Source organism: Streptomyces sp. NPDC021562 (assembly GCF_040640875.1).
In the GTDB taxonomy this organism is placed as follows: domain Bacteria; phylum Actinomycetota; class Actinomycetes; order Streptomycetales; family Streptomycetaceae; genus Streptomyces.
Genome location: NZ_JBFACN010000002.1, coordinates 1 through 12,618 on the forward strand (window position 1 = coordinate 1; position 12,618 = coordinate 12,618).

Annotated in this window: 7 protein-coding genes; 3 read left to right on the plus strand and 4 right to left on the minus strand. The window is 73.1% G+C overall.

Features of this window, described 5'->3' with window-relative positions; translation table 11 throughout:
• Positions 1–606: 606 nt before the first annotated feature.
• Complete coding sequence (locus tag AB0G52_RS02390; RefSeq protein ID WP_132888175.1) at positions 607–1,155, minus strand: MarR family transcriptional regulator; 549 nt, start codon at positions 1,153–1,155, stop codon at positions 607–609.
• A gap of 152 nt (positions 1,156–1,307) precedes the next feature.
• On the opposite strand from AB0G52_RS02390, the gene AB0G52_RS02395 reads away from it, so the two are divergent.
• Positions 1,308–2,567 (plus strand): MFS transporter, encoded by a 1,260-nt coding sequence (locus tag AB0G52_RS02395; protein WP_361333662.1) that lies wholly within the window; start codon positions 1,308–1,310, stop codon positions 2,565–2,567.
• Between the two features lie 18 nt (positions 2,568–2,585).
• Here AB0G52_RS02395 and AB0G52_RS02400 read toward each other — a convergent pair whose 3' ends face one another.
• Both AB0G52_RS02400 and AB0G52_RS02405 read right to left on the minus strand, forming a co-directional pair.
• Entirely contained in the window at positions 2,586–4,232 is a 1,647-nt protein-coding gene (locus AB0G52_RS02400) for a SpoIIE family protein phosphatase (RefSeq protein WP_361332967.1), read from the minus strand.
• Between the two features lie 184 nt (positions 4,233–4,416).
• Positions 4,417–5,796 (minus strand): NAD(P)/FAD-dependent oxidoreductase, encoded by a 1,380-nt coding sequence (locus AB0G52_RS02405; protein ID WP_132888178.1) that lies wholly within the window; start codon positions 5,794–5,796, stop codon positions 4,417–4,419.
• 372 nt (positions 5,797–6,168) lie between these two features.
• Between AB0G52_RS02405 and AB0G52_RS02410 the strand changes: the two genes are divergently transcribed.
• Together AB0G52_RS02410 and AB0G52_RS02415 are read left to right on the plus strand one after the other, a co-directional pair.
• Positions 6,169–6,942: a helix-turn-helix domain-containing protein gene (locus tag AB0G52_RS02410; protein WP_132888179.1), complete on the plus strand. Its 774-nt coding sequence runs from the start codon at positions 6,169–6,171 to the stop codon at positions 6,940–6,942.
• A 223-nt stretch (positions 6,943–7,165) separates the two neighbouring features.
• Entirely contained in the window at positions 7,166–9,043 is a 1,878-nt protein-coding gene (locus AB0G52_RS02415) for a sigma-70 family RNA polymerase sigma factor (RefSeq protein ID WP_361332971.1), read from the plus strand.
• On the opposite strand, the gene AB0G52_RS02420 is transcribed toward AB0G52_RS02415, so the two are convergent.
• The gene (locus tag AB0G52_RS02420) at positions 9,030–12,350 is read right to left on the minus strand and encodes a BTAD domain-containing putative transcriptional regulator (RefSeq protein WP_361332974.1); all 3,321 of its coding nucleotides are present in this window, start codon (positions 12,348–12,350) and stop codon (positions 9,030–9,032) included. The two genes, AB0G52_RS02415 and AB0G52_RS02420, sit on opposite strands and share 14 nt — an antisense overlap.
• Positions 12,351–12,618: the final 268 nt, after the last annotated feature.

A 12,618-nucleotide genomic window follows, 5' to 3' on the forward strand; every position in this document is an offset into this window, starting at 1 on the left:
ATGTGTTAAGCACGCCGCCAGCGTTCGTCCTGAGCCAGGATCAAACTCTCCGTGAATGTTTTCCCGTAATCGGGACGACACCACGAGAGCGGAACGATCGGAGGAATGATCCGACCGTTCACAGCGTCCTCGCTGTGTATTTCTTCAAAGGAACCTCGCCCCAGCCGGTATCGGCCGGAGACGGGGTATCAACATATCTGGCGTTGACTTTTGGCACGCTGTTGAGTTCTCAAGGAACGGTCGCTTCCTTTGTACTCACCCTCTCGGGCTTTCCTCCGGGCTTCCCTTCGGTCTTGCGTTTCCGACTCTATCAGATCCTTTCGGCCCTGATCCCCAGTCAGCGGGGGTTGTCATCCCGGCTGTTGGGCCGTTCCGACGTCTCAAACCTTAGCGGATCCGCTCGGCGATTCCCAATCGAGGCCGCCGACCCATATTCGAATTGAATTCGGGCATGCCGAATACAACCCCGTCAGGAGATCGTGCTGTGGTTTGTTGTGCCGCTCGGGGCGGCTGAGGTGCTGTCGAAGAACCGTTCCGGCTCTCCGGCAACCCGAAGAACTCTACGGATCGGCCAGGGGCGTGTCAAGCACCCTCTGTCAAGATCTTTTAGTCCAGGTCCGTGAGCCGGCCGCCGGCGTCGGGCTGGGCGTGCTCCACGCGGCGCAGCAGTCTGATGAGGACCTCGCCGAGCACCGCGCGCTCCGCGGTGGAGAGGTCCTGGAGCAGGTCCTCCTCGAAGACCGTGGCGAGGCGCATCGCCTCCAGCCACTTCTCGCGGCCCTCGGGGGTCAGCTCGACGATCACCCGAACGCGGTTGTTCTCGTCCCGCTCCCGGGTGACGAGGCCCTCGGTGACCATGCGGTCGATCCGGTGCGTCATCGCGGCCGGGGTGAGGCCGAGGCGCTTGGCCAGCTCGCTGGGGCCCATGCGGTAGGGGGCGCCGGAGAGGACGAGGGCCTTGAGGACCTCCCACTCCGCGTTGCTGATGCCGAGGGCCGCGGTCTGGCGGCCATAGGCCACGTTCATCCGGCGGTTGAGCCGGGACAGCGCCGAGACGACCTGCTCGACCTGTGGGTCGAGGTCCTGGAACTCGCGCTGGTAGGCGGCGATCTGTTCGTCGAGTGTCGGCTCGGCGGCGCCGGGGGTCTCGGCCATGGGCGCAGTATCGCACGGCCGGGCTTGGCGTCGAAGTCCTTCGGGATGTACTCTTTAGCTTCGAACTTTAGCTTCTAAGTCTTCAGACTTCAGCAGTCCGACGACTCAACTACCTGAGAGAGGTGAACGTGACCAGGGCGATGGGCGCAGCGATGCGCCGGATCCACGTGGGCAACGCACTCAGCGCGTTCGGGCTCGGTTTCACCGTCCCCTACCTGTACGTCTATGTGGCGCAGGTGCGGGGGCTCGGTGCCATGACGGCGGGGCTCGTGCTGGCCGTCTTCGCCGTGGCCGCGCTGATCGTGCTGCCGCTCGCCGGTCGGGCGATCGTGCGGCGCGGTCCACTTCCGGTCCTTCTCGCCACCCTGGTCACGGCCGCTGTCGGAGCGCTGAGCCTGGGTCTGGCGGGGAGCGCGCCGACCGTGCTGGGCGCCGCCGCGCTGCTCGGGGCGGGACAGGCGGTCATGCAGCCCGCCCTGGCGACGATGATCGTGGACTGCTCGGCTGCGGAGACGAGGTCGCGTGCCTTCGCGACCCAGTTCTTCCTGCAGAACCTGGGGCTGGGCGTCGGTGGTCTCATCGGCGGCCACCTCGTCGACACGGCCCGCGTCTCGTCGTTCACGCTGCTGTTCGCGATCGAGGCGGCGATGTTCCTGCTGCTGGCCGTGGTGATGTCGACGGTGCGCACGCCTCACGCGCCGCGGATCGCGGACGCTCCGGCCGTCTCCGCCAAGGGCGGCTGGCGGCAGCTGCTGGAGAACCGGGCGATGGTTCAGCTCTCCGTGCTGGGCTTCGTGCTGTTCTTCGCTTGCTACGGACAGTTCGAGTCCGGGCTGAGCGCGTACGGCGTCGAGGCCGCCGGGATATCGACGTCGGCCCTGGGGACCGCGCTGGCCGCGAACACCTTGATGATCGTCGTCGTCCAGTTCGCCGTGCTCAAGTTCGTCGAGCGCCGACGGCGGTCGCGGGTGATCGCCGGGGTCGGGCTGATCTGGGCCGTGGCGTGGGCCGTGGCCGGATACGCGGGGCTGGGGCACGGCAGTCAGGAGATGGCGACGGCCGCGTTCGTGTCGACGTACGCGCTGTTCGGGCTGGGTGAGGCCATGCTGTCGCCGACGGTGGCGCCGCTGGTGGCCGACCTTGCGCCGACCGGGATGGCCGGCCAGTACAACTCGGCGTTCGCTCTGGTGAAGCAGCTCGCGCTAGCGGTCGGCCCGGCAGTGGGAGGCCCGCTGGGGGCCTCGCTGCCGACGCCGTACATCGCGACGTTCCTGTTGTTCTCCCTGGGGATCAGTGTCCTGGCGATACGGCTCGGGAAGGGGTTGACGACGGCCCAGGATCACCCTTGGCTCGCCGCGAGGAGCAGGGTCGTGGCACGGGGCGGCGCGGCTTCGGAGTCCGTGTCCGCGTAAGGGCCGCACCCTACGGGGCTATCCCTTCGGCAGCACGAACTCGCACCACACCGCCTTCCCGCCCCCGGGCGTCCGCCGGGACCCCCAGCCGGACGCGATCGTCGCGACGATCGCGATCCCCCGCCCCGACTCGTCCCCCGGTTCCGCGCGGCGGCGCCGGGGCAGGTGGTCGTCGCCGTCCGTCACCTCGATGATCAGTCGGCGGTCGGTGCGGCGGAGCCGCAGCCGCATGGGCGGGGTGCCGTGCTGAAGGGAGTTGGCGACCAGTTCGCTGGTGGCGAGGACGCCCAGGTCGTGGAGGTCGGCCGGGAAGCGCCAGCTGGTCAGCACCCCGGAGGCGAACGCCCGCGCACGGGGCGCCGCCTCGATCCCGCCGAGGAGGTCCAGTGCGGCGTTGCGGAACAGCTCGCCGTCGGGGCCGGTGCGGGCCGGGTGCTGGAGCACCAGGACGGCGACGTCGTCGTCGTGGCCGGCCGTGACGCCGGCGGAGCGGACCAGGCGGTCGCAGACGACCCCCGGGGTGCCGGTGGCCCCCGCCAGCGCGCGTTCCAGCGCCGCGATCCCCTCGTCCAGGTCCTCGTTGCGGCGTTCCACCAGGCCGTCCGTGTAGAGGACGGCCGTGGAACCGGGCCCCAGCGGTACCGAGCCCGACGTGTGCACCCAGCCGCCGGTGCCCAGCGGCGGGCCGGTCGGCTCGTCGGTGCGCAGCACGGTCCCGCTCTCGTCGCGGACGAGGATCGGGAGGTGGCCGGCGGAGGCGTACACCAGCCTTCCCTCGTTCGGGTCGTGGACGGCGTAGACGCAGGTGGCGATCTGGTTGGGGTCGATCTCGGTGGCGAGGCCGTCGAGGAGCTGGAGCACCTCGTGCGGGGGGAGGTCCAGGCGGGCGTAGGCCCGGACGGCCGTACGGAGCTGGCCCATCACGGCCGCCGCGCGGACACCGCGGCCCATGACGTCGCCGATGACGAGGGCCGTGCGGCCGCCGCCGAGGGTGATGACGTCGTACCAGTCGCCGCCGACCGCGGCTTCGGTGCCGCCGGGCTGGTAGGTGGCCGCGATGCGCAGGTCGTCCGGCTGTTCGAGTTCCTGCGGGAGCAGGCTGCGCTGGAGGGTCACGGCCGTCTCGCGCTGGCTGCGTTCGCTGGCGCGCAGTCGCTCCGCCGCTTCCGCGTGGTCGGTGACGTCGGTGGCGAAGAGCAGGACACCGCCGTCACGGTCGTCGTTCTCTGCTACGGGGGTGCAGGTGAACGTGTAGGTGCGGCCGTCGAGGGCCTTGCGGGACTTGAGGGTGCGGGGCTTGCCGCTGCGCAGCACCTGGTCGAGGAGCGGGAGGAGACCGAGTTCCGCGAGTTCGGGGAGGGCCTCGCGGGCCGGGGCGCCCTGGGGTCTCGCGCCGAAGGCCGCCGTGTAGGCGTCGTTGAGGTAGGCGATGCGGTGGTCCGGGCCGTGGACGAGGGCGACCAGGGCCGGGACGTGGTCGAGGACGTCACGGGCGGGCAGTTCGTCGACGGCGGGCACGCCGAGCGGGTCGTCGGTCAGTTGTTCGGCGCGGGCAGCCGGCACGGAGCCTTCTCCCCGTCGGTCCGGGGGGACCGCGTGCTCGGTCCGCGCTGCGGCGCGGCGCTGCGTTCCGGGGAGCCGGGCGCTCCAGCGCGTGAAGTTCACGAATCCTTGCCTCGTGTCGTCGTCTCCGGCCGGCTGACGGGAGCGGCCGGGGAGTCCGGGGGAGGTCCCCCGGTGCAGTTCTGGGGAGAAGCCTTGTGCTCGGTCGCAGGGCAGTCTGGCAGGGTGGCCGTCGGCGGCGACATCCGTCAGACGCCGGGGCGGCCCGTGGAGTTCCTCGTTCCCGTCAGGACGACCCGTTCGAGTCGTCGGAGGGGCTGTGAGGAGGCTTTCCACCGGCCGCGAGTTCGAACTCCGCTCGGGGATGTTCGAGTGATCCGAGCGAGACGATCTCCCGTTTGAAGAGCCCGGAGAGGGTCCATTCGGCGAGCACGCGGGCCTTGCGGTTCACGGTGGGCACCCTGCTCAGGTGGTAGACGCGGTGCATGAACCAGGCAGGGTAGCCCTTCAGCTTGCGCCCGTAGACCTGGGCGACGCCTTTGTGCAGGCCGAGGGAGGCGACGGAGCCGACGTAGGCGTGCTGGTAGGTGTCGAGGGGTTCACCGCGCAGGGCGTGCGCGATGTTGTCGCCGAGGACCCTGGCCTGGCGGACCGCATGCTGGGCGTTGGGGGCGGTCTCGGTGCCGGGTTCGGCGGCGGTGACGTCGGGGACGGCGGCGGCGTCGCCCGCGGCCCATGCGTGGTCGACGCCGTCGATCGTCAGCTCGGCGGTGCATTTCAGCCGCCCGCGCGGGGTGCGCGGCAGATCGGTGGCGGCGAGCAGGGGGTTCGGTTTGACGCCGGCCGTCCAGACGAGCGTGCGGGTCGGGAAGCGCTGGCCGTCGCTGAGCACGGCGACCCGGTCGGCGCAGGATTCCAGGCGGGTGCCGAGTAGCACCTGGATGTTGCGGCGGCGCAGTTCGGTGATCGTGTAGCGGCCGAGTTCGTGGCCGACCTCGGGGAGGATCCGGTCGGTGGCCTCGACCAGGATCCATTTCATGTCCTCGGGCTGGATGTTGTGGTAGTAGCGCGCGGTGTAGCGGGCCATGTCCTCCAGTTCGCCGAGTGCCTCCACGCCCGCGTAGCCGCCGCCGACGAAGACGAAGGTGAGGGCGGCGTCGCGGACCGCGGGGTCGCGGGTGGAGGAGGCGATGTCCATCTGCTCGATGACGTGGTTGCGCAGGCCGATGGCCTCCTCGACGGTCTTGAAGCCGATGCCGTGCTCGGCGAGGCCGGGGATGGGCAGCGTGCGCGCGACGGAGCCGGGGGCGAGCACCAGTTCGTCGTACTGCAGAAAAGTGGCGCCTTTTCGCTCCTCCGCGGTGGCGAGCGTGGTGACGGCGGCGGTCCGCGCGGCGTGCTCGACGGACGTCACCTCGCCGATGACGACATGGCACCGGTCCAGGACGCGCCGCAGGGGTACGACGACATGACGAGGGGAAATCGAACCCGCGGCCGCCTCGGGAAGAAACGGCTGATACGTCATGTAGGGGTCGGGAGCGACGACAGTGATGTCGACCTCGCCCCGGCTGAGCTCCCGCTTCAGTGTCCGTTGCAGCCGCAGGGCCGTGTACATCCCGACGTAGCCGCCGCCGACAACGAGAATGCGCGCACGTTCCTTCACCATCCCATGACGCACCCGTGACTCTTGTTTGTCCACAGCCCCGGCAATTTGTGTGACCGGCGGGCGGCTGTGCGGGGCGCCGGGTGCGCCTTCCGCACCGGACGAAAGGGGCCAGGTCAGTGGGGGCGGACGAGGGGGCGCGAAGGCATCGAATCGGGACGTAGGCGACGCGTACTCCGATCGGGGGGCGCTCCGTGCGGAACGTCCCCCTTCTGAATTGACAGCCTCTCAACTATGTTCGTGTGTCGACGGGGTGTGGGGGAAGTGGCCGAACGGCCCACGACGGGCGGTCCGCCCGGCGTCGGTTCCGCTCGCTCCGGCTATCAGTGCGGGGAGAGTCTCCGGGGGGAGACGTCATTAACCGGGGGAACACAGATGCATATTCAGGACACACATTGGTCACCGGCTTCCGCTCTCGCGTCCGGCGGCGGAACGGTGAGCGCGGCGGCGGGCAGCGGACGCGGTGACGGCCCGCGTACGACGCCGCTGCGGGTGGACGCACAGCGCAATCTGGAACACGTGCTGCGGGCGGCGCGCGAGGTCTTCGGCGAACTGGGCTACGGCGCGCCGATGGAGGACGTGGCGCGGCGGGCGCGGGTCGGGGTCGGCACGGTGTACCGGCGCTTCCCGAGCAAGGACGTGCTGGTCCGGCGAATAGCCGAGGAGGAGACCTCCCGGCTGACCGACCAGGCGCGGGCCGCCCTCGGCCAGGAGGACGAGCCGTGGTCGGCGCTGGCGCGCTTCCTGCGCACGTCGGTGGCGTCCGGCGCGGGGCGGCTGCTGCCGCCGCAGGTGCTGCGGGTCGGGGTGCCGGAGGAGGTCGGCGGCGTGAGCGCGGGCGCCGGGGCCGAGGAGACCCGGGTGCCGCAGCAGCGGACCCAGCCGGGGGCAGCGGAGTTGCGGCTGGTGGCGGAGGAGCCGGTGGCCGGCGGCGCCGACGACGCGGGGGCCGCCGCGCTGCTCGACGTGGTGGGGCGGCTGGTGGACCGGGCGCGGGCGGCCGGCGAGTTGCGGCCGGACGTCTCCGTCTCCGACGTGCTGCTGGTGATCGCCACGGCGGCGCCGTCGCTGCCGGACGCGGCCCAGCAGGCGGCGGCTTCGGCCCGGTTGCTGGACATCCTGCTGGAGGGACTGCGGTCGCGGTCCTGACGGTGCGCCCGCGCGGCGGTGGCCACCCGCCGGTCACCGCCCGGGGTCCCTTCGCGGCGCGGCCGTCGCCGGTCTCCCCTCGGGGGTGACCGTCGGATGCACCGCGCCGGCAAGTGCGCTCGGACGAGTGGTACGTCCGTTCCTCAGCGGCCGGGACGAACTCCCCTGTGGGAGTCTGACCCGGTGAATCGGTCGGTTCGGGCAGGCATCGGGGGCGTCCGCGATGAGCGTTGACGGGTGGGACGACGCGTCCGTCGGGGACGAGACGACCGCGCCCCAGGTGCCCGGCCAGGGCGGCCGGTCCGCTGCCCCGCCCCCCGCGCCGCCGGAGGGGAACGTTCCGGCACAGCGCGACGGGAGCGTGCTGCCGCCGCGCCGGGAGCTGCCGCCCGCCGACGGGCTGCTGATCGAGCGGATGCGGGCCGGCGACGACGCGGCGTACGCGGAGCTGTACCGGCGGCACGCCGACGCGGTACGGCGGTACGCGCGCGGCTGCTGCCGGGACGGCCACACCGCCGACGACCTGACCGCCGAGGTGTTCGCCCGGATGCTGCAGGCCGTGCGCGGCGGACACGGGCCCGAACACGCCGTGCGCGCCTATCTGCTCACCTCCGTACGGCGGGTCGCGGCCCAGTGGATCAGGTCGGCCCGGCGTGAGCAGCTCGTCGACGACTTCGCGGTGTTCGCGGCGCAGGCCTCGCACGGTTCCGGGGGGTCCGGCGACGACACGCTCGACCCGGGCGCCGACGTCCGCGCGATGCACGAGGCCGAGCAGTCGATGGCCATGCGGGCCTTCCGTTCGCTGCCCGAGCGCTGGCAGGCCGTGCTGTGGCACACCGAGGTCGAGGACGAGTCGCCGAGCGAGGTGGCCACCCTCTTCGGACTCGACGCCAACGGCACCCGGGTGCTCGCCAGCCGGGCCCGCGAAGGGCTCAAGCAGGCCTACCTCCAGGCCCATGTCAGCGCCGCCCTCACCGACGACGAGGAGTGCGCCCGCTACGCCGACCAACTGGGCGGTTACGCCCGCGGAAAGCTGCGCATCCGCGCGGAGCGGGGGCTGCGCAAGCATCTGGAGGAGTGCGCCCGGTGCCGGCTGGCCGCCGTCCAGATCGAGGAGGTGGCCGCCGGTATCCCGGCCGTCGTACCGGTCGCGGTCATCGGCTGGTTCGGGGCCGCCGGGTACGCCAAGGCGCTCGGGATCGTCGCCGGTGGCGCCGGAGCCGGGGCCGCGGGTGCGGCGGCCGCGGCGAGCGGCTCGTCCGGCGGTGGGGCGGGCGGCGGGGCCGCGGCCTCGAAGGGCCTGGGGGCGCCGGTCAAGGCCGGTGTCGCCGCCGGCGTGGTCGCCGCGGCGATCGCCGCGGTCGCCCTCGCCCTGACGAACCACGGCCACCCCGTGAAGGAGGCCGCCCGCCCCGCCCCGTCCGCACCGGTCGTCCGGCCCGCTTCCCCGGCCCCCGCCCCGCCCAGGCAGAAGCCCGCACCCGAGCCCGTGGTCCTCGCACCCGAGCCGACCCCCACGCCCACCCCGGCCTCGGCTCCCCCACCCAGCCCGCGCCCGAGCCCGAAGCCGAAACCGGCCCCCACCCCGACCCCCACTCCGCCGCCCACACCCAGCCCGCGCCCGATCCCCATGCCCACCCAGGCGCCCACGCCGCCGCCCGCCCCGGTCGTCTACCAGTGGAACGAGCTGCGCTTCGACGTCACCGGCGACGGCACCCGGCCCGAGATGCGGCTCGGCCAGAGCAGCTGGGTGTGGCAGCGCCACGGCGTGACGGTCGCCGGCAAGGAGTACGCGCACGGCGTCACCGTGCACGGCTCCTCCTCCGTCACCATCGACCTGAACCGGCAGTGCACCGCCTACGACGCGATGGCCGGCGTCGACGACCTGACCCTCGGCCTCGGCAAGGTCGTCTTCGCCGTCTACGGGGACGGGGTGCGGCTGTGGCGGTCCGGAACGGTCGAGGGCGGCCAGGCAGCCGTCCCCGTCCACGTGAACCTCACGGGGCGCCGCACCGTGCGCCTGGTGGTCGAGCCGCAGAACGGCGCCTTCGACTCGCTCGCGCTCGCCGACTGGGCCGAGTCGACGTTCAGCTGCCGCTAGGGCGTGTTGCGAAAGTCCCGTCCAGCTCGCGTGCGACGTCCTCCTCGGTGAGGGACGCACCGCGCGAGCGCTCGGCCGCGTAGCGCTGCGGGGTCAGCGCCGTGCGGGCCGCCGCGTCGACCTCCTCGGCGCGGCCGCGTTCCGGTTCCGGCCGGGGGGCTCCGTCGCGCCACTGGTCGGCGGCCGCGAACAGCCGTACCGCGACCGCCAGATCGCCGAGCCGGGCCAGCAGGTCGGCGGCGATGTCCGCGAGGCCGGCCGTGATGACCTCGGCGCACCGCTGTGCCGTCGCCTCGCGCAGCGCGTCGGCCACGATCGGCAGCCCCTGGGCCGGACCGTGCTCCACCGCCACGAGCAGCGCCTCCACCGCTCGGAACGCCGCTGTGAACTGCGGGGGCGGGGTGCCCTGCGCGGTGGCCGTGCGGGCGACCGCGTAGTGCTCGAGCGCCGTGGGCAGGTCCCCGTCGTGGTGAGCGAGCTGCGCCCGCAGCAGCGCCACGTACGCCTTCGTCTCCGCCACCCCGTACCGTTCGCAGGCCTCGGCCGCCCGGTCCAGGGCGGTGTGGGCACCCGCCACGTCACCGGCCCGGAAGGCGATCTCGGCGAGCCGCGCCAGCAGGAACGGCGTCTCGGCGTGCGCGCCCACCTCGTGGGCGAGCCGCAGCGCCTCCTCGTACTCACCCGCCGCCTGGCCGAACCGGCCGCGCGCCATGTCGGCCTCGCCCGCCGCGCTGCACACCTGCGCCCGCATCCAGCGGTCCCCGACCCGCCGGCTGAGGATCCGCAACTCGGCCAGGTCCTCGTCGATGCCCCGGAGATTCCCCGGTGAGTCGACCCGGACATGGGCGCGGTACATCAGCGTGACGCCGACCTCCCAGTCCCCGCCGTGGGCCCGGCAGTTGGCGACGACGGCGGCCATGTCGGGGCCGATGTCCACCGGGCCGCCCAGGTACCAGGCCGTCAGCGGCCAGATGAGGCCGGGCAGCCGCGCGGCCCGGGGCCCGCCGCGCTCGTAGGCGGCCCGTACCCGGGCGAGGTACGGCCGGAGGCGCTGGTCCGTCAGGAAGTCCGTGGGGTCGGACTCGGACATCAGGAAGAGGTGGAACAGCCGCAGGTCCATGCGCAGCTCGCGCAGCGGGTGCCCGGCCTCGGCGTCCTCGGTGGTGGCCAGCAGGGCGCCGATCGGGTCGGCCGTGTCGGCGAACACCCGCAGTTCGTCCGGTCCCGCGTCCTTCGGCAGGGCGTCCCGGGCGACGCCGAGGCACAGCACCGCACGCACCGAGGCCATCGCCTCCTGACGGTAGTTGCGCAGCCACCAGAACCAGCAGACGGCCAAGACGATCGCGCCCGCCTCCGCCTCGTCGCCCGCGCGCACCGCGCGGGCGACGGCGGCACGGATGTTGTCCAGGTCGGTCTCCAGGCGGCGGATCCAGGGGAGTTGCTCCGCGGAGCGCAGTTTCGGCTCCGCCTGCGTCACCAGCGCGCGCACCCACGCCCGGTGCCGCTGCTCCGCCGCGGCGCGCAGTCCGGGCCGCTCCGCGGCGCGTTCCACGGCGTACTCGTGGATGGTCTCCAGGGTGCGGTAGCGCATGGCTCCGGGGACGCTGTCACCGGCGGCGCCGTCGAGCACCCGTGGTACGTCCGGGGTGGCGACGATCAGGGACTTGTCGACGAGAGCCCCGATCAGGTCCGCCGCGGGGCCGGTGCACACGGCCTCCGCCGCCGCGAGGTCCCAGCCGCCCGCGAAGACGGAGACCTCGCACAGGACCGTCCGCTCCCGCTCGTCGAGCAGGTCCCAGGACCAGTCGACGACCGCGCGCAGCGTCTGCTGGCGGGGCAGGACCGTGCGGCTGCCGGAGGTGAGCAGCCGGAAGCGGTCGTCGAGGCGGTCCGCGATCTGCCGGGGCGTCAGCAGCCGCAGCCTGGCCGCCGCGAGCTCGATGGCGAGCGGCAGTCCGTCCAGGCGCCGGCAGATCTCGCCGACCGCCGCCGCGTACCCCGGCTCGGCGCCGGTGCCGGGGCGGACGGTGGCTGCGCGCTCCTCGAAGAGGCGGTGCGCCTGCTCGGGGGCGAGGGGCTCGACCGGGCGCACCCACTCACCCGGGACGCCCAGGGGCTCCCGGCTGGTGGCGAGGATCGTGAGCCCGGGGCAGTGAGTGAGCAGGGTCTCGGCGAGGGCGGCCGCCGCTTCGATGACGTGTTCGCAGTTGTCAAGGATCAGGAGTTGGCTGCGGCGGGCGCAGTACTCGATGAGCAGGGCTGTGGGGTCGGCCCCCGGGTTCGCCAGTTCGTTGGTCATGAGCACGGTCTCGCGCAGACCGAGCGCGCTGACCACCGCGCCTGGCACCGCCTCCGGCCGGTCGAGCGGGGCGAGCTCGACCAGCCAGGCCTGTGGGAGCCGGACGGCGGCCTCCTCGGCGAGACGGGTCTTTCCGGAGCCGCCCGGTCCGGTGAGGGTGACGAGACGGGCCCTGTGCAATTCGGAACGGATGGCTTCCAGCTCGGGTTCCCGGCCCACGAAAGAGGTAAGGCGCGGACGGAGGTTGCCGGTGCGGGGCGGGGGCGCGGGGAGCAGGGTGGGCTCCTGTGTCAGCAACGACGCGTGCAGGTCCCGGAGTTCCTGTCCCGGGTCGGTGCCGAGGCCGTCGGCGAGGGTGCGGCGGGCGGTCTCGTAGGCGGCGAGGGCGTCCGCCGGGCGGCCGGTGTCGCGCAGCGCACGGATGAGGAGGGCGTGCAGCGGTTCGTCGTACGGGTGGGCCGTGGTCAGCTCGGTCAGCTCCGGTAGGACGTCGCGGGCACGGCCGAGGGCGAGGGCGGCGTCGGCGCGGGCCCTGGTGGCGTCCAGGCGGAGCGCTTCGGGCCGGGCGGCGGCCGTCGCACGGTCGGGGAGGTCGGCGAGGGCGGGCCCGTGCCACAGGGCGAGGGCCTCGGTGAGGACGCGGTGGGCCGTCGCGGTGTCGCCCGTGGCCAGGGCTTCCGTGCCCTCGCGTACCCGCCGCTCGAAGACGTGCAGGTCTATGTCGTCCTCGGTGGCGGTCAGCCGGTAACCGCCGGGGGTGGAGGCGACGCTGTCCCTGCCCAACGCCCTGCGCAGGCGTCCGACGAGGGCCTGGAGGGCGGCGGGGGCGTCCTGGGGCAGGGTCTCGTCGGCCGCCCAGATCTCCCCGACGAGGGCTTCCGGGGTGAGGCTGCGGCCGGGATGCAGGGCGAGGGCGGTGAGCAGGGCCCGGACCCGGGGGCCGCCGACGGGTACGGTCACCCCTTGGTCGTCGCTGGCTCGGGCCACGCCCAGGATTCGGTACCGCACCGGGTCATTGTCACCGGGCCGGGAAGCGGGGTCACGGAGTTTCGAACGCGGGGTGTCGAAAGGCCGCCCGGGCCGGGGGACGCTCACCAGCGCCGACGGGGCACCGGTCGCACCGACCCGTGCCGCCTGGGGCACCTCCCATGCCTTTCGGGCACTCGGAGAAGCACGACCGCCCGCGGCTCGACGGGACACGGCCGGACAGCACCCCGTCGAAGGCACGGGGTCCCATCCGATATCCGCCTGCCGCCGCACCCGCCCGTGCCGCCTG